The following is a 17,482-nucleotide window of genomic DNA, read 5'->3' as shown; positions in this document are numbered from 1 at the left end:
GGCACAGCCGCAAGAATAATTTTGAGGCATCCGGCGAAGCATAGCTTCGCCGCAAATAGAGCGGCATAGCCGCGAAATCAGCGACTTTCGATCGGTATCAGATCCTCCGCCCCGCCGTTTTGGGCGTGTAAACTGATAGGGACACTTAGAGGTTCTTCGTGGCCTGCGGCTTCGTAGAATGGTTTCATTTCGCGGTAATCGCGATGGATCCTGTTCGCAAGGCTGTGGGCTTCGTCGCGCAATAAAAGGAGCATATTGTGTGCTGGTGATTCCACGTCGAAAGCAACCGATCCGCCGTCCTCGGTCAGGAAGGCGGCGATCGAGGAATGCTTGCCCGCTGGTTTTACTGCGGCGATGATAGGCGGACGGTTCGGTATGTCGGCAACCACCGCCAGGACCGCATTGAGCTGAGGCTTACCCCCGTCGAGGACGATCAGATCTGGTCGGATCGGGTCAGTACCGCCTGCGGTAGCTGGCGGGGACTTGAAGCCTGGAGCCGAGACCCCACCCGCTACCGCAGGTGGTACCGACGCAACAGAGGCGTCCCTGCATTCTGTCAGAGCCAATCGAACCGATGCAGCAAGCACGGAAATTTCAGATCTCAGATCTGAGATCTGAATTTTGTATTCCTCAGACACAAACCGCCCATTCACCCAAACCGCCGAAGCCGCGACGAAGCCTGTCCCCGAAATGTGAGCAACATCAAATGCCTCGATCCGCATCGGCCGCGATTCGAGATCGAATATTCTGCGCAGTTTCGCCGAAATGATCTCAGCTGATGCAAGCGGCTTTGCTTTGTCGAGTTCGTGTTCGTCGTGGCTCAGCATCAGGCCGCGGTAAGCGTTGATCCCTTTGGTTTTGGGGTTTACGACGGTAATCTTTGCGTGCCGATCAAGGCGGTCCGACAGGCGCCATTCGAGTGCCTTGCGACCGTGAAAATCTCGCGAAACGCGGATCTCTCTTGGTAGATGAAAAAGATAAAACGAATCAATGATTCGGGCTAGGGCCTCGTCCGAGGTTTCGTAATCTTCGCGATCGATGGCGAATACTTTGCGGGCGAGCACGCGACGATTGCGGTGTGAGACGAGATAGATCGCCGTGCCTTGCGGCGTATCTTCGACGGCGAAGGTATCAACCGTGTCGTCGAGCCAAACCTGAATGCGGTCACTTGCCCAGAATTTGTCGATAGCGAGAGCCATATCGCGGTATCGGGCTGCTTCTTCGAATTCCAGTTCGTTGGAATAGCGCTCGATGATCGTGCCGATAGCTTTGTGAAAGAGTACTTGGTTGTTATGGAGCACAAAGCGGACGAGGCCGACGATTTCGGTATATTCGGCTTCGGAACAAAGGCTCGCCACGCACGGGGCTGCGCACCTGCGGCGATAGAACTGCGTGCAGGGCATCGGGAATGAGCCGTCAATATCGATCTCGCAGCTTCGGAGGCGAAAGTTTTTGTTGAGCAGATCGATAAGAATGCGGACCGCCGTTTTCGTGAGGAACGCCCCGAAATATTCGTCTCCATCTTCCTCGATCCGCCGAGTCGCGAGCAGGCGCGGGAAACGTTCCGCAGTTAGTTTCAAATGCGGATATCGATTCCCGGCAAGGTCGGTGATGTCAGAAACGGGACGGTCGTTTTTCATATATTCAAGATCGTTTTCGCGAGCAGTTCAAATTGTTCTGCATACGTTCGACCAATCTCCCAAATACCTCTACCAAACCCGCAAAAGTCGCTCAAATAGAGCTGCTTTTACTCTACCAATCGATCGTCGGATTTGTGCGGGGCTGGAATATCAAGATCCACTCCGACCCAGTATTTATCGAGGTCTTAACACTGAACTAGAGAAAAGTGTGAATCGATTCACACTTTTCATGCCGGATTTTTTGGTAAAGTTAGGCATAAAGTAAAAAAACCAAAAGTTCACAAAAAGAGTCGGCCTTTTTATGCAGATTTTCCCCCCTTAGAAAAAGCATCGAGCATCTCGTGTATCGTCCCGAGCGAATCGGCATCTTTGATCGTTTTATCCTCACGCCAGCGCGAGATGCGGGGAAACCTCACGGCGACACCTGATTTATGCCGGGTCGAACGTTGTATCGCTTCGAATGCGAGTTCAAACACCAGTTCGGGTTTAACGCTTCGCACCGGGCCGAATGTCTCAACGGTATTATCTCTAATAAACCTGTCGACCTTTCTTATTTCCGCATCGGTCAGGCCGGAATAGGCTTTGGCGAACGGGACGAGTTCATCGCCTTTCCAGACGGCGAAAGTGTAGTCGGTAAACAGGTTAGATCGTTTGCCCGAGCCTTTTTGGGCGTAGATCAGGACGCAGTCGATAGTGAGCGGGTCTATCTTCCATTTCCACCAATCGCCGCGATGGCGGCCGACTCGGTAGGGTGAACTTCGCTGTTTGAGCATAAAGCCCTCGACGCCGAGCGAGCGGCTTTGTTCTCTTATTTTGGCTAGGTCTTCCCAACTCGCCGCTGCGACGGGATCGGTTAGGCGGATCGTTTCTGACGCGAGTTCGGCGATCGTTTTCTCGAGCAATTCACGCCGTGTTTTGAAGTCGAATGTACGAATGTCGCGGCCTTCGTATTCGAGCAGATCATAGGTTTGCAGGATCACGTGCAGTTCGGTCAGGATCTTTGCGGACAGATTTTTGCGGCCGATGCGTTTCTGCAGTTCGGTAAATGGCAGTACTCGGCCATCTAGCCACGGCAGAATTTCGCCGTCGATTACTGTTCCGTTCGGCAGATCCCGGGCGGCGTTTTCGATCTCGGGGAAACGCTCGGTCATCAGGTCTTCGCCGCGTGACCAGATGAAAACTTCGTCGGCACGTTTGATGACTTGTGCCCGGATGCCGTCCCATTTCCACTCGGCTTCCCAGTCGGAGACATTGCCCAGATCTTCGATCGGGAAATCGGCTTGGTGTGCCAGGTGAAATGGAAACGGACGTGCGATCGGCGTTTCGTCGGTGTCGAGTTCCGGGTTGAGGAGTTCGGTGAAAAATATGGCACTCGGCGTCCATTCGCCCATCAGACGCATCGCGATCACGTCGGTCGGAAGTTCGGAAACCTGGGACAAAGCACGCGTGACCAAAAGCTGAGAAACGCCGACGCGAAATGCTCCGGTGATCAGTTTGTTGTAGACGAGACGCTGCGAGTAGTTCATCCGCGACCAGGCTTCGGTGACGGCTTGTTTTTGTGTTTCGTCATCCGAAGATCTGAGCGGAAGCAATTGGTCTTCGACCAGTACGTGGAGCGGCGTGTCGTCCATTTCGGCGATGTTGGGGAGCAGCAGAGCCATCGTTTCGGCACTGTCGCCGACCGTGTCCCGTGATTCCATGAAGAGCCATTCAGGAATGCCGGACAGCTCAAGCGACCATTCGCGCAATTTTTTAGAAGGCACGATCTGCCGGGGCTTTCTACCCGACAGAAAATACAACGCCCAAGCGGCATCATGCGGACAGGCGCGCTCAAAATAAAACCTCATCGCCTCGACCTTTTCATTGGTCTTGTTGGTCTGGTCGAGTTCGACGTAGAGGTCGGTGAAAAGTTTCATGATCGTGTGAAGTCAGAAGAAAATTAACCGCAGATGGACGCAGATGAACACGGATAAAACCAAGATAAATCTGTCGTAGTTGTCCTAATCATTTTCTTATCTGTGTTCATCCGGGTTCATCTGCGGTTAAAACGCCCTCGTCCGCCGCATCTCCGACGAACTTGGTTTTCAGCGGCTCGGCATTCATTCCGGTTTCGTTGAGCCAGCGGACAACTTCTTCAGAAAATCCATGCGTCACGTAGACGGTGTCCGCTTCGCTTGATGTGATCGCGGTCATTAGTTCGGGCCAGTCGGCGTGGTCGCTGAGTACGAAGCCTCGGTCGACGGCTCGTTGGCGTCTCGCGCCGCGAACCATCATCCAGCCGGAGGAAAAGCCGGTCGATTGGGGGCCGAAGCGTTTCAGCCACGTGGACATTTGTGCCGACGGCGGGGCGACGATCAGAGAACCGGCAAATTCTTTTTTGTCGGTGACATTGCCGACGTAGGTCGTGTTGGGCAGATCGATGCCCGATTCGCGATAGGCTTGCGTGAGGCGTTCGACGGAGCCGTGTGTGAAGATCGGGCCGATCGAGCGATCCACGCCGTTCAGGATGCGTTGGGCTTTGCCGAGCGAGTAGGCAAAGACGACCGATGCTTTCCCGTTCTCGCGATTTCGCAGCCACCATTCATCGATCTCGGCGAATACTTTCCTGGGCGAAGGCCAGCGGTAGATCGGCAGGCCGAATGTGGCTTCGGTGATGAAATAGTTGCACTTAACAGGCTCGAACGGTGCACACGTCGCATCCGGCGTCAGCTTATAATCGCCCGAAACGACCCATACCTCACCCTTGTATTCCACCCGCACCTGAGCTGAGCCGAGGATGTGCCCGGCGGGGTGAAATGAGACATTTACGCCGTTGATATCACTGATTTCGCCGTATTTCTGCCCTGTGATCGTTGATTCCGGATCGAGGCGAATGCGGGCTAGGGACTCGCCTTCGGCGGCGACGAGGTAGTTCTTGCTGCCGCGATATGCATGATCCGCGTGTGCGTGCGTGACGACTGCACGGTCGACCGGCAACCACGGATCGACGTAGAAATCGCCTTTTTCACAATACAAGCCTCGCGGTGTCAGCGAGATCAGGCTGCCTTTTTTCATATCGATATTTTACACCGTCCCGCCTGAAAGTATGCTCCGCCAGTTTCGAGCAGACTGTCTTCTAAACGACCGAAGCTCGTGTGGTAATATTGCTTCGATGAAAGTTATCGTCGGCATCTTTATTGTTCTCATTTCTATCTTCGCAGCATCTGCCCAGGCGGATGTGCAAAAGATCGTGGATACGGAACACGCTTTTGCCAAATTTGCTGAGGAAAACGGCACGAAAGCGGCGTTTTTGGAGTTCTCTGCAAGCGATGCTCTGCTATTTTTGCCTGAAAAGGTAAACGCGAAAGAGCATTGGAACAGTCGCGGGCCTGGTAACGGATTGCTAAGCTGGGCTCCAAATTATGCCGATATTTCGGCAAACGGGATTCTCGGCTACACGACTGGGAACTGGGAATTTCGGGCGAAGGGCAAGGGCGATGAACCGGGAGCTTTTGGCGAATTCATCACCGTTTGGCTGCGACAGCCGGATGGGGAATACAAGTTTGTCATCGATATCGGTGTCGGACACAAAAAGCCGGAACAATATTCGAGCGATTGGGTAACCGCTGCGAATAAGCAAAAAGATCTGAACGAAAAGAACAGCTCGGCCGGGGACAATGCTAACGGCTTTTTCACCGCCATGGCTGAGAAAGGCATCGGCAAAGCGTACGAAATGTATGCCGTATATGACGTTCGGGCATTTCGCGAAGATATGGCTCCCATCGTCGGGAAAAAGGCGTTGGTCTCGACGTTGAAAAGCGAAAAGGCGACGTTTGTGATGCCGAAACGGAGTTCGTTCTTCGGCTCGGCAGACCTTGCGTATAATACAAATACTTACACAAAAATGGTGGACGGAAAGGCCATCGAACGCGGGAACGTGATGCAGATCTGGAAGCTGATAAACGGCCGTTGGCGTATCGTTTTAGACATCTTCAAGCCAGTTCCACCGGCAATAAACTAGTGATAAACACGTACGAAAAGGTTGTTGAGATCCTGAGAATCGAGGCCGATGCGATCAGCAATGCCTCGGCAAATCTCGACCGAGCGAGTGTCGAAAAAGCTCTTGAAATATTGCTGGCGTGTCAGGGCAAGGCCGTCGTCGTCGGCGTTGGCAAATCCGGCGTGATCGCGCAAAAGATCGCGCAGACGATGACCAGCACGGGAATGATGGCGATCTATGTTCATCCCTCGGATGCTCTGCACGGCGGACTTGGCGTTGTCACGGGTGACGATGTAGTGATCGCCCTGAGCAATTCGGGCGAGACGGATGAGGTCCTCGCGATCCTGCCTTCGCTGCGACAGCGTGGTTCGTCTATCATTTCGATCGTCGGGAATGTAAATTCCACGCTTGCACGCGGGTCTGATGTTGTTCTAGATGGCTCGGTCGATAAAGAAGCGTGTCCGCTGAACCTCGCACCGACGGCCTCGACAACCGTCGCTCTCGCGATCGGCGATGCGGTTGCAATGGCTCTGATGGAATCAAAAGGCCTTACGCAGGAAGATTTTGCGGCAAATCATCCCGCGGGACGTCTCGGCAAACGCTTGACGTTAAAAGTCTCCGACTTAATGCATCCTAGCCCAAACATTTCGCCTAACTCAGGCTGGCTTGAGGTCGTCAAAGCCATTTCAACCCACGCACTTGGAGCCGTGAATATAGTCGAAGAAAATGGGGAATTGCTCGGCATCGTCACCGACGGCGATCTGCGCCGAACGATCGAACGCACCTCACCCGACAACTTTTCGTCGCTGACAGCCGAAGATATGATGACGCATTCCCCGATCGCAGGCTCGCCGGAAATGCTTGCTTTCGAAGCACTTAGAATAATGGAAGACCGCCCTTCGCAGATCTCGGTCTTGCCCGTCGTGGATGGTCATGGGATCTGCGTCGGATTGCTTAGATTGCATGATGTGGTGAGGAGTGGGCTGTAAACAAAAGGAAACAACACGGAGCCGTGATGCTACATCTGAGACATAGTTTACGATTCAAAAATGGTAATCACTGAGAGCAAAATATGATGTACAAACGAGCCTTTGCCGCCGGTTTGGCGGTTTTTTTGTTAATATCGGCGGCTAGTGCTCAGCGGGCTGAGGTTACTATCAGTCTGAATGAGGCGTTTTTTGATTCGCTTTTGGATTCGGTGTTTCAGAATTTTGATCCGCCGGAGTTTTCGATGGCTTCGACGGATGTTTACCGCGGAGGAGCGGAGACGCAGAGTGGATTTGGGTGGGGAAGCTCGTTTTGGCCTGCCGACTCCGGCTCCCTACGGCTAAGCGGTGAAAATCCTTACTGCAACGAATCGGTGAAGCTTCTTCGAGAGATGAAGGGTGTACGTACCGCTGTAAAATTCCGTGATGGCAAGATCTATGTACCGCTTGCGTTTTCAGGGAATTATGCTCCGCCTCTGATCGGGTGTGTTGAGTTTGCGGGTTGGGCCGAGGCGAATCTGGATCTGGAATTTGATCAGAATACGCAAAAGCTTGTCGGCCGCGTTCGTGTTTATAACGTGAATCTCAATGGCACTGGCGGCATTGGCGGTTCGGTTATCGCGAAGTTGATCCAGGGCTCGATCGACAAAAAGCTTAATCCGATCGAGATCATGAGCCTCGATAAAGTTTCGTTTGGTGTGCCGGTTCAGAGCTCTGGAACGCTTCGGATGAAGGCCCAGAAGATCAAGCCGGAGGTCGGTGCGGGAGCGTTGAATGTGCGTGTGGAATATGAATTTGTGAAAGGTTGAGCCGCCCAACCGAAATGGTTGAGTTTGCTGACCATTTAGTGTTTGTAAAATATAACGATCCGTTAAAAGCTCCATAAAATGGGGCTTTTTTCATTTGGTACGGCTATTGCCATATACATCAGCAGGACGGAATTATTTCGCCCGGTTAAAACAGGGAGAAGTTATATGAAGCAACAGTTAAAGAAAAATCTAGCGATATCGATGCTCAGCCTTGGTGCGGTGACCGGGCTTTTGGCCATCGATGCGAGTGCTCAGCGTAATCGCGGAAAAGAACAGCCCGATCAGCAAAAGGCCGAACGGCAGCAGCCGCGTTCGGAGGAGAAGGCTCGCCAGCCTGAGCAGCGGCCCCAACCCCAGCGACAGCCGCCGCAACGTGACAATGGCGACGACCAACGTCGTCAGCAGGAACAGCGGCAGAGGATGGAAGCCCAGCGTCAGGAGCAGATGCGGAATCAGCAAAATCAGGCGAATGAGCAGCGACACCGTGATGAGCAGAACCGAAATCAGCAGAATCAGCAAAACGAACAGCGCCGCCGCGATGAGCAAAATCGCAATCAGCAGAACGCGGATCGTCAAAATCGTGAGGCCCAGCAGCGTCAGATGCAGGAGCGTCAGGCTGAGGAAGCCAAGCGTCGGGCGAATGTGAACAACAATTCGCGGAATCCGCAGTGGAATTCACAGCAGGATCGTGACAACCAGCTCGAACGCCAACGTGCTGAGGAACGCAAACGCCAGCAGCAGAACCCGACGTGGCAGAATGACCGGAATAACGACCGCAACAACGGAAGTTATAATGGAAATAACGGCCGACAGAACGGCAGATACACTGAGTACAATCGCGATCAGCAGGAACAGCTAAGAAAGCAGCGTCTGAATCAGTACAACCAGCGTTGGAATAATTCTCAGAACATTCAGCGTGACCGCCAGCGTTATCTCGAACAGCAGCGACGCCGTTCGTATCTGCAATATCAGCAGCGTTACTGGGAACGCCTGAGACGCGACCAGCAGCGTTTGCAGCAGGCTCAGTATTACGATAATTACTACAACAATTATCGCTACAACCGCGGCGGCCAGTATTACTACACTAGCCAATACGGTGCCCAGATGCTGCAGCAGGCGATGCAGAACGGCTACGAAGAAGGCTTCTACGCCGGACAGGCTGACCGTCAGGATAATTGGAACGGCGGCTATAACCAGTCGTACGGGTACCAGGATGCCGCTATCGGCTATGACAGCTATGCGATCGGCTATGACGAATACAACTACTACTTCCGCGAAGGATTCCGACGCGGTTATGAGGATGGCTATAATGGCCGGAATCAGTACGGAAACTATTCGAACGGCAGGTACTCACTGCTTGGGAATATTCTCGAAGCGGTTTTGAATATCGCGATCTTCTAACGACCATTAGATCGATCAAATAGAAAAAGGCTGTCCGCGAGGGCAGCCTTTTTGATTGGAGCTAAGCTCGACTGGAGCGGCAAGCATCCTTGCTTTCCAGCGGTTGCAAACCGCTTGTGCGCGGCGGTTAATAAGGCGTTGAAGGACACTAAGCATCGTAACACTGCGGAAGCCGCCGTGTGGCAAGCAGGGATGCTTGCCGCTCCAGTCGAGCTTCGCTCCAGTCAGTCGGTCTGAGCCTCGACCTTGCTGAATTCCACGTAAAAAAGATCCGTCGCCACCTGAAAGTCTTCGAGCTTTACCGCCGTATCCATCGATTTCCATATTGTCGTCGGGTAGATCACGGTCCAGTTGTTTTTCGTGCCGACCTTGACGGGCATGTCGAATCCGGGTTCGTCAGCTTTCCAGCGGTAGGACATTCTGCCGGTGAAGTCGAGGATCTGGAGTTCGAGTTTTGGAACGGCGGTCCTACGCAGATATTGATCGAAAACTGCTTTCATATTTCGTCCCATTCGCTCGCTGAAAAATGCCTCGACGTCCTCGGTCATGATGTTTTGATATTTGAATTTCTGAAAGAAATCCTTCATTGTCGCGAACCATTTCTTATCGTCATCGACGATGTTGCGGAGTGTGTGAATGAATAACGCTCCCTTGAAGTACATATCCTGCGGCGGCGTGGCGTTGATGCCTCGCTGCGGGATGATCGGCGTGCGGTTTTGGATCTTTTTGACGTAGGCGTTGGTGTACTTCATGTAGTCGTCGTGACCGTATGAGTACTCGACGAAAAGGCATTCCAGGTACGTCGTCCAGCCTTCCTGTATCCACATATCGGCTCGATCTGCCGCCGAAACGGCGTTGCCGAACCACTCGTGGCCGCTTTCGTGGATGATGATGAAATCAAATTTCGGTGAGATGCCGACGCCCGTCCAGTCACGTTTTAGGTAGCCATTTTCAAACAAATTACCGTACGTCACCGCGCTCTGATGTTCCATTCCTGAGTAAGGAACCTGAATGAGCTTGTAGCCGTCCTTTTTGAATGGATATTCGCCAAAATAATGTTCGAACGCCTCGATCATGCCTTTTGCCTGAGCGAATTGCGTTTTTGCTTTGTCGAGATCTTCAGGCTGCGCATAAAAATCGAGCGTCAGATCTTTGTATTTATCGCTGAAATGCTCGTATTTGCCGATGTTTACCGAGACGTTGTAATTATTGATCGGATAGTTGATCATCCAATCCCAACGAGTATAGCCGTCGCCGAGGTCTTTTTTGCCGATAAAGCGGCCATTAGACGCGTCAACGAGATCGCTTGGGATGGCGACGCTGAGCTTCATGTTCTCTACCTCATCGTGCCACGTATCCTTGTTCGGCCACCAAATGCTCGCACCTTCGCCTTCGCAGGCGGTAAAGATCCACGGGCGGCCTTTCGGATCGGTTCCAAATACGAAACCGCCAAACCTTCCCGTGGTTTTCGGCGTTCCTGAATAACCGAAATCGATCGAGTAAACCTTGCCCGCCTTCAGCATCTGTGGGAAATCGACGTAGACCGTGCCGAGATCTCGCGTGTATTTCAACGCTTTCGAGCCCATTGAGATCTTGTCGACATTCAGATTGTCATAGAGATCGAGTTGGATCCGATTGTCGTCCTTGAGCATCTTAAACTTGATCGTGTTCGTGCCCTTGATCGTCTTTTGGACAGGGTCGATGCGTACAGATAGGTTGTAATTTATTAGGTCGTTGTTTGCACGATAACGACCATATTCGCCACGAAGCAGGTTTGCTTTGCTTGGGTCGGTCTGGGCGAAAAATGGGACGGAGACGGCGAAGGCGACCAGTATCGCTGATAATGTTAGACGGATCGAAAAGGGCTTATTTTGCATTTGATCTAGTTTACTTGAGTATCGACAAAAATTGTTTCCACGGCCCGACTGCATCCTCATATTTCTTTGCCATATAGACGACGATCTGGCGAATATGGCCGAGATCGTGGACGACCCAGGTTGATAGCAATTGCTCGAGCGTGACCTCGCCGAGGTCAGGGTGCACGCCGCGAAGGGCGAGCTTTTCCGGTGTTAAATTCCAAGCTGCGAGGGTTGCGAGGCCTTCGGTTCTTGCTCGTTTGAATTCGGTAAGTAATTCAGGGAGCGACTGGTCGCGATACTTTTCGAACTGAGCAAAACGGTCGAACGGCGGAAATGTTCTATCCTCGCCTTGGGCTAGAATCACCTCGGCCCGTGGTATCCAATCGGTTTCTTCGCAATGGATCAAATGGCCGACGACGTCGTACGGGCTCCAGTCGGTTTTGTCGTCTTTTGTGACTGTCCATTTGGTTGATAAGCCGCTGAGCATTTGCGTCAGCATGTCGGGCGTTTGGCGCAGGATCTCGGTCGCGGAATCGAGTTCGAATTTCATGATTCACTAATTATACGCATCGTTTGCTAGAATCAAACTAATGAAAGCTCCGCTAGTTGCCATAATTGGCCGGCCAAATGTCGGAAAATCTACGTTGTTCAATCGCCTCGTCGGCGCCCGCAAGGCGATCGTGGGCGATGAGCCTGGCATTACGCGCGACCGTATGTTTGGCGATGTCGACTGGAGGGCAAAGACTTTTCGCCTGGTCGACACAGGTGGGATCGTGCCCGATGACGAAGCCATTATCCCGTCGAACATCTTTAAACAGGCATCGTTCGCGATCGATGAATCGGTGGCGATCATCTGGGTTCTCGATTCGCGGGCCGGTGTGATACCGCTCGATGAGGAACTTGGCGTTCTGCTCCGCAACACTGGGAAACCGATCATTATCGCTGCCAATAAATGCGAATCGCGAACGGTTGAGAATGAAGCAGGTGAGTTTTACCAGTTTGGCTTTGAGATCGCTCCGATCTCGGCTGAGCACGGCACAGGTATCGGCGATCTGCTCGATCTGGTTTTTGATCATCTTGAGTTTGAGGAAGAGGTCGAGGAAGAAAAGAGCGAGGACATAAAACTCGCGATCATCGGCCGTCCGAATGTCGGTAAATCTTCGCTGCTCAATAAATTGCTGGGTGAGGAACGCGTTATCGTTTCGCCGATCGCCGGAACCACACGCGATTCGATCGACACGCATCTAACGGTTGACGGACAAGATTACACGCTGATCGACACGGCGGGAATCCGGCGAAAGGGCAAGACGACCGAGATGGCCGAGAAGTTATCCGTCATCATGGCCCGTAAATCGCTCGAACGCGCCGACGTCGCTATCATTGTCATCGATGCTGTCGAAGGTGTGACGAATCTCGATGCGAATATCGCCGGTTACGCCGTTGATTCAGGCTGTTCGGTAATTATTGTCGTCAACAAATGGGACGCTCTTGAGGAAAAAGAGACAAATACGATCTACGAATTCGAACGGACGCTCCGCGAGGCGATGAAGTTCCTTGACTGGGCCCCGATCGTCACAACTTCGGCATTAAATGGCCAGCGTGTCGCGAAAATTCTACCGCTGGTGAAACAGGCCAACGAATCGCGTAACCAGCGCATTCAAACATCGCGGCTCAACAAATTCTTCGAGGAAACGATCTCACAACCCAAAGGCGGCGGCACACCAGCTCCGGTCAAGGGCGGGATGTCGCGGCTCAAGATCCAGTTCCTCACTCAGGCCGGCCTTCGTCCGCCGCTCTTTATTTTGTTCACCTCAGGCGGCAAAATGGGCTCGAAGCTGCACTTTTCGTATTTAAGATATATCGAGAATCAACTGCGTGAGGAGTTCGGCTTTTTTGGCACGCCGATCCGATTGGTCGAGAGGCATAAGGTTAAGAATAAGAAGGATTAACGGGTACAGTGGCCACGAAGGTTTGTGAATCCCGTTCCATTTCGTAAGATTTATTTGGTCAAATGGAAATTCTTTTTTAGTTCTAAGACTTGCTCTTGCAACCGTTTTTGGCGTCGCTGCATTCGGGAAACTCGCGGATCGGGAAGGTTCGGAAAAAGCTCTCAACGATTTCGGAGTGCCAAAATCGTTGATTCCCGCCTCTGTTTATTTGCTTCCGATCTCCGAGATCGCTGTTGCTATCACGCTCTTGTTTGTTGAAGTTTCGTGGTTCGGAGCAATTGGTGCGGCGGGGCTTTTTGCGGTGTTTACGAGCGGAATGATCTATCAGCTTGCCAAGGGCAATGCACCGGATTGCCATTGTTTCGGGCAGATCCATAGCGAGCCAGTCGGCGTGACGAGCATTTTGCGGAATGTCGCTTTACTTGCAATCGCGGTGATTTTGATCTTTGCGGGGCGGGCGAATCAGGGTGTGAATCTTGCAAGTACAAATCAGGATGTTATGCAGTTTGTTATTGGGATAGCTGTGATCGGGCTGCTTGCAGCCGTTGTTTATTTCTTGAAGAAGATCTCGGAACAGCAGGTTCAGATCATGCGGCGCATCGAACTGATGGAACTCGTCTCGCAGGAAGGCGGCGAGGTCGCTCGCGAAGAGTTGACGCATCCGCACGAAGGCCTGCCCATAGGCGGACATTTTCCTGATTTTGAACTGCTGGATGTAAACGCGAACACCGTTTCGCTCGCCAAATTAAAGGAGCAGGGAAGGCCGACGCTTTTCTTTTTCGTCAGCCCGACATGTAACCCATGCAAGGCTCTGATCCCTGAGATCGATCAGTGGCGAAAAGAGCTAATGGGCAAGGTTACTATTGTTTTCGTCAGCAACGGAAAAGCTCAGGATAATATCGACAAATTCGGTAACGATCCGATGCGGCCGATCCTTCTGCAAAAGCAGCGTGAACTCGCGGAAGCGGTAAAAGCTCAATGGACGCCGACCGTCATTCTGATGGATGCAAACGGCCGCGTCGCGAGCCATCCGACGGCTGGCGATAATGCCATCCGCTCGCTCATTGAGCAACTGAAGTCAGAAGATCTGGATCGCGAATTCACATATTTCGCTCGGGTCCACGATCACGATCACAACAAGATCGGCGAGAGCGTGCCGGACTTTTCGATCCAGGACATCAAAGGACAGGTAATAGACAGCGATTATTTCAAAGGCAAACAAACGCTTGTTACGTTCTGGAGCACGACATGTCAGTTCTGTAGCAGCATGATGGAAGAACTACAGGTCTGGGATAAAACAAAAGGCGAGGATGCTCCTGACCTGGTGCTCTTCTCTGAGGGCGACAAGGAGACTCACGAACAGTTCCAGCTAAATTCGCCCGTTATCCTCGATGAAGGATACAAGACCGCTGCCGGCTTCGGCATGTTCGGCACCCCATCTGCAGTGCTGGTTAATGAGGAAGGGAAGATTATCTCGGAAACTGCCGTCGGCTCTGCGAATATTTGGTCTTTAGTTGGGAAGAAATAGTTCTAACGCAAAGTCGCTTTGGGTATCGGAGTTCTGACATGACTTGCATTGCGTCTTAGCTTCTTTGCGGCTTTGCTTAAAAGTTCACACAAATACATGCATCCAATCGACTGGAAAGTCATCGCGAACGACGGCAACGCTCGTTCGGGAGTCATTACAACCAGGCGCTCGGTGATCGAGACGCCTGTTTTTATGCCTGTCGGTACGCAGGGCTCGGTCAAGGGCATTCGTTTCGAGTGGCTTGAGGATGAACTGGACGCACGGATCATTCTTGGCAACACATATCATTTATTCCTGCGGCCCGGCGTCGAAACGCTGCGGCAGATGGGCGGGCTTCATAAATTCACCTCGTGGAACCGATCGTTTTTGACGGATTCAGGCGGGTTTCAAGTTTTTTCGCTCACCGATCTTAGAAAACTGACTGAAGAGGGCGTTGAATTTCGTTCGCATCTGGATGGAAGTAAGAAATTCCTGTCACCGGAAGTTTCGATGGAGATCCAGGCAGCGTTAGGATCCGAGATCGTGATGGTCTTTGACGAATGTCCGCCAGGCGATGCAGGACATGAGCGGACCAAATCGAGCCTCGAGTTGACGGCACGATGGGCACTGCGATCGAAAACAAGATTCAATGAGCTACAAGAAGTTGGAATGGATACAGGCCTCCTCAATGGCGGCCGACAGTCTCTATTCGGCATTATTCAGGGTGCAGGACATCTGGATCTTCGAAAAGAGAGCTTGGAAAGAACGGTAGAGATCGGCTTCGACGGTTATGCGATCGGTGGTTTGAGCGTTGGTGAGGAGAAATCGGTAATGTATGAGGTGCTTGATTTTATCGCACCGCAGATGCCGAAGGACGCTCCGCGATATTTGATGGGCGTCGGTACGCCAGAAGATCTGATCGAAGCGGTAAACTGCGGAGTCGATATGTTTGATTGCGTGATACCAACTCGTAACGGCCGGACGGGAAGTGCATTCACATCACAAGGGAAGCTTAATATCCGCAACGCGAAATTCGCGACCGATAGTGGTCCGCTCGATCCTGAGTGCGGATGTTCGGTTTGCAGGCGATATTCGCTCGGTTATTTGAGGCATCTTTATCAATCTGGCGAAATGACAGCTTCGATAATGATCTCGCATCACAACGTCGCGTTTTTTCTCGAAACGATGAGAAAAACACGCGAAGCCATCAAAGAATCACGATTTCAGGCATTTAGAACCGAATTTACTTACAAACTAAAACAGAACGAGACTAGCGGCGTTTGATTAAGCAGAAGTAAATGTATATCATTTTCTCTTTGTCTTTAGGCAATCGTAACAATGAATATTTACCTCTTTCTGTTTCAGGACGCGGCGGGCGGCAGCAGCATCATTTGGACGCTGTTACCCTTCGTGTTCATTTTTGGAATTTTTTACTTTCTGGTCATCCTTCCCCAGAAGAAACAGAAGCAGCAGCTTCAGGACCTGATCGCATCGCTTAAGATCAATGATGAGGTCGTGACTAACGGCGGTGTCATCGGGACGATCAAGGAAGTAAGAGAAACGAGTTTTATTATTCAAAGTGCCGAAAAGTCATTTCTTGAAATTGGAAAAGCTGCCGTCGTCGGCAAGAAAGCAGAGTAGTATGAAGAATACCGGTTTATGGATCAGAACGGTGATCATTATCGCCATTACGCTTGCGGGCATATATCTTGTCTTCGGGCCTCGTCGAACTCCGACATCAGCCGATTTTACCTGGCAGGGGGTCAAGGACAACCTCGCCCAGAATATTAATCTCGGCCTCGACCTGAAAGGCGGCTCGCATCTTGTCATGCGAGTTAAAACGGATGATTACCTTAAGAATTTGACTGAGAATAACGCTCAGGCTGCTTTGAGTGCTGCTCAGGACGCTAAATTACCCGTAACGAGCAATACGATAAAAGCTGAGAATGGCAGCTTCGCGGTAGGGCTCGTACTATCTGATCCAGCTCAGTCACAGGCGGTAATTGACGAGGTCAAGAAGAAGGTTGACTTTGCAAGCTGGACCGAATCGACGAGTGGATCGACGATCACGTGGTCATTGCCGAATCAGGCCCAGGACGTTCTCAAACGTCAGGCCGTCGATCAGGCTTTGAAGATCATCGAAAGCCGTATTAACGCTTTCGGCGTTAAGGAACCTACCCTGCAAAAGCACGGAGCCGAGTCTTCGGGGCAGATACTTCTTCAAATGCCTGGTGTTGATGATCCGGAACGCGTTAAGAGCCTTATTGGAGCCGAGTCAAATTTGACCCTCATGAAGGTTGTTAGCCCGCCGAACCCTCAGCCTGTTGCTACGTATCCAACGGAGGAAGCCGCGAAGCAGTCTCTGGGCGGCGCGGTTCCGCCGAATAGAAAGATCCTTCCTTACTCTGATAGGGACGAGCCGTCCAATGCGACCACAAAGCCGGCCGACCCTAACAAGCCGAAACAGTTTGTAGTGGTGGAGTATCCGGCTATCGTCGACGGCAGCGAGCTTCGTGAGGCCAATGCGATCTCTCGTACAGGCGGAGACCGCGATTTTGAGATCGGATTCTCATTAAAGCCTGCAGGTGCCGCAAAGTTTGGAGATTGGACCGGAAAGAATATAGGCAACTACATGGCGGTCGTTCTTAACGGCGAGGTCAAATCTGCTGCTTACATCAAATCTCAGATCTTTGACACCGGTCAGATCTCGGGCCGGTTCACGAAAGCTTCGGCTGAGGACCTTGCACTCACCCTCAAATCGGGAGCCCTGCCGGCGAAGATCGAATACCAGGAAGAACGAACCGTTGGACCGAGCCTCGGAGCGGATTCCATTAAAGCTGGCGTTGAAGCCTCGCTTGGAGGCGTGGTTTTCGTGATCATCTTCATGTTGTTCTACTATCGCGGAGCTGGGGTAAATGCTGTTGTTGCTCTGCTTCTGAACATGTTGCTTACCCTTGCGGCCCTGATTACCATTAAGTCAACGCTTACCCTGCCAGGTATCTCCTGACTCATCCTTGGAATTGGTATGGCCGTTGACTCGAACGTTCTGATATTTGAGCGTATCCGAGAAGAACTTTCTGCAGGAAAAGATGTGCAGTCCGCGATCGACCAGGGCTTTGACCGAGCGTTTATTACGATCATTGATACGCATATCACGACGATCCTCTCCTCGGCCATCTTGTATCTATATGGTTCAGGGCCGATCCGTGGCTTCGCTGTCACCCTCGTACTCGGGCTTTTGATCAATCTTTTCTCCGCTGTTTTCGTTTCGCGAACCATCTTTATGTGGCTGACGCGTCGTAACACCAAGATGGAGACCATTAGTATTTAGTAAGTTTTGGATCGTCCAAAA

The 17,482-nt window shown here is 51.9% G+C and carries 15 protein-coding genes; 10 read left to right on the top strand and 5 right to left on the bottom strand.

Features of this window, described 5'->3' with window-relative positions:
* Positions 1-77: 77 nt before the first annotated feature.
* The 3 genes from IPG22_21970 to IPG22_21960 form a co-directional block, all read right to left on the bottom strand.
* Positions 78-1,640 (bottom strand): hypothetical protein, encoded by a 1,563-nt coding sequence (locus tag IPG22_21970; protein ID MBK6590943.1) that lies wholly within the window; start codon positions 1,638-1,640, stop codon positions 78-80.
* 299 nt (positions 1,641-1,939) lie between these two features.
* Positions 1,940-3,556, bottom strand: a complete 1,617-nt coding sequence (locus IPG22_21965) for an ATP-dependent DNA ligase (protein ID MBK6590942.1) — start codon at positions 3,554-3,556, stop codon at positions 1,940-1,942.
* A 106-nt stretch (positions 3,557-3,662) separates the two neighbouring features.
* Positions 3,663-4,694 (bottom strand): ligase-associated DNA damage response exonuclease, encoded by a 1,032-nt coding sequence (locus IPG22_21960; protein MBK6590941.1) that lies wholly within the window; start codon positions 4,692-4,694, stop codon positions 3,663-3,665.
* A 97-nt stretch (positions 4,695-4,791) separates the two neighbouring features.
* Here IPG22_21960 and IPG22_21955 point away from each other — a divergent pair, with 97 nt between their 5' ends.
* The 4 genes from IPG22_21955 to IPG22_21940 all read left to right on the top strand — a co-directional run bounded on the left by IPG22_21955 (position 4,792) and on the right by IPG22_21940 (position 8,815).
* Entirely contained in the window at positions 4,792-5,640 is an 849-nt protein-coding gene (locus IPG22_21955; protein MBK6590940.1) for a hypothetical protein, read from the top strand.
* Positions 5,640-6,608, top strand: a complete 969-nt coding sequence (locus IPG22_21950) for a KpsF/GutQ family sugar-phosphate isomerase (GenBank protein ID MBK6590939.1) — start codon at positions 5,640-5,642, stop codon at positions 6,606-6,608. The genes IPG22_21955 and IPG22_21950 overlap by 1 nt, the downstream gene beginning before the upstream one ends.
* An 83-nt stretch (positions 6,609-6,691) precedes the next feature.
* Positions 6,692-7,414, top strand: coding sequence for a hypothetical protein (locus tag IPG22_21945; GenBank protein MBK6590938.1), 723 nt, complete (start codon positions 6,692-6,694; stop codon positions 7,412-7,414).
* 165 nt (positions 7,415-7,579) lie between these two features.
* Positions 7,580-8,815: a hypothetical protein gene (locus IPG22_21940; GenBank protein MBK6590937.1), complete on the top strand. Its 1,236-nt coding sequence runs from the start codon at positions 7,580-7,582 to the stop codon at positions 8,813-8,815.
* 224 nt (positions 8,816-9,039) lie between these two features.
* Here IPG22_21940 and IPG22_21935 read toward each other — a convergent pair whose 3' ends face one another.
* Positions 9,040-10,692, bottom strand: a complete 1,653-nt coding sequence (locus tag IPG22_21935; protein ID MBK6590936.1) for a M1 family metallopeptidase — start codon at positions 10,690-10,692, stop codon at positions 9,040-9,042.
* 10 nt (positions 10,693-10,702) lie between these two features.
* Positions 10,703-11,224, bottom strand: coding sequence for a DinB family protein (locus tag IPG22_21930; GenBank protein MBK6590935.1), 522 nt, complete (start codon positions 11,222-11,224; stop codon positions 10,703-10,705).
* A 40-nt stretch (positions 11,225-11,264) separates the two neighbouring features.
* Here IPG22_21930 and der point away from each other — a divergent pair, with 40 nt between their 5' ends.
* The 6 genes from der (at position 11,265) to IPG22_21900 (ending at position 17,461) form a co-directional block, all read left to right on the top strand.
* Positions 11,265-12,623 (top strand): ribosome biogenesis GTPase Der, encoded by a 1,359-nt coding sequence (gene der, locus IPG22_21925; GenBank protein ID MBK6590934.1) that lies wholly within the window; start codon positions 11,265-11,267, stop codon positions 12,621-12,623.
* A gap of 208 nt (positions 12,624-12,831) precedes the next feature.
* On the top strand, positions 12,832-14,151 hold the full coding sequence (locus IPG22_21920; GenBank protein MBK6590933.1) for a redoxin domain-containing protein: 1,320 nt from the start codon (positions 12,832-12,834) through the stop codon (positions 14,149-14,151).
* 96 nt (positions 14,152-14,247) lie between these two features.
* Entirely contained in the window at positions 14,248-15,414 is a 1,167-nt protein-coding gene (gene tgt / locus IPG22_21915) for a tRNA guanosine(34) transglycosylase Tgt (protein ID MBK6590932.1), read from the top strand.
* Between the two features lie 54 nt (positions 15,415-15,468).
* Entirely contained in the window at positions 15,469-15,771 is a 303-nt protein-coding gene (gene yajC / locus IPG22_21910; GenBank protein MBK6590931.1) for a preprotein translocase subunit YajC, read from the top strand.
* A gap of 1 nt (position 15,772) precedes the next feature.
* Entirely contained in the window at positions 15,773-17,137 is a 1,365-nt protein-coding gene (gene secD, locus IPG22_21905) for a protein translocase subunit SecD (GenBank protein MBK6590930.1), read from the top strand.
* Positions 17,138-17,155: 18 nt separating this feature from the next.
* A complete protein-coding gene (locus IPG22_21900) occupies positions 17,156-17,461 on the top strand; it encodes an MMPL family transporter (protein ID MBK6590929.1) in 306 nt (101 codons plus the stop codon).
* Positions 17,462-17,482: the final 21 nt, after the last annotated feature.

This window comes from Acidobacteriota bacterium (assembly GCA_016703965.1).
GTDB lineage: Bacteria > Acidobacteriota > Blastocatellia > Pyrinomonadales > Pyrinomonadaceae > OLB17.
Note: the sequence above shows the minus strand (reverse complement) of the source record. Positions and strands in the feature narration are given on the sequence as shown.

Excerpts from the sequence above, each read along its gene's own strand:
- IPG22_21970 (MBK6590943.1), bottom strand. The coding sequence starts at position 1,640 with ATGAAAAACGACCGTCCCGTTTCTGACATCACCGACCTTGCCGGGAAT.
- IPG22_21965 (MBK6590942.1), bottom strand. The coding sequence starts at position 3,556 with ATGAAACTTTTCACCGACCTCTACGTCGAACTCGACCAGACCAACAAG.
- IPG22_21960 (MBK6590941.1), bottom strand. The coding sequence starts at position 4,694 with ATGAAAAAAGGCAGCCTGATCTCGCTGACACCGCGAGGCTTGTATTGT.
- IPG22_21955 (MBK6590940.1), top strand. The coding sequence starts at position 4,792 with ATGAAAGTTATCGTCGGCATCTTTATTGTTCTCATTTCTATCTTCGCA.
- IPG22_21945 (MBK6590938.1), top strand. The coding sequence starts at position 6,692 with ATGATGTACAAACGAGCCTTTGCCGCCGGTTTGGCGGTTTTTTTGTTA.
- IPG22_21940 (MBK6590937.1), top strand. The coding sequence starts at position 7,580 with ATGAAGCAACAGTTAAAGAAAAATCTAGCGATATCGATGCTCAGCCTT.
- IPG22_21935 (MBK6590936.1), bottom strand. The coding sequence starts at position 10,692 with ATGCAAAATAAGCCCTTTTCGATCCGTCTAACATTATCAGCGATACTG.
- IPG22_21930 (MBK6590935.1), bottom strand. The coding sequence starts at position 11,224 with ATGAAATTCGAACTCGATTCCGCGACCGAGATCCTGCGCCAAACGCCC.
- der (MBK6590934.1), top strand. The coding sequence starts at position 11,265 with ATGAAAGCTCCGCTAGTTGCCATAATTGGCCGGCCAAATGTCGGAAAA.
- tgt (MBK6590932.1), top strand. The coding sequence starts at position 14,248 with ATGCATCCAATCGACTGGAAAGTCATCGCGAACGACGGCAACGCTCGT.
- yajC (MBK6590931.1), top strand. The coding sequence starts at position 15,469 with ATGAATATTTACCTCTTTCTGTTTCAGGACGCGGCGGGCGGCAGCAGC.
- secD (MBK6590930.1), top strand. The coding sequence starts at position 15,773 with ATGAAGAATACCGGTTTATGGATCAGAACGGTGATCATTATCGCCATT.
- IPG22_21900 (MBK6590929.1), top strand. The coding sequence starts at position 17,156 with ATGGCCGTTGACTCGAACGTTCTGATATTTGAGCGTATCCGAGAAGAA.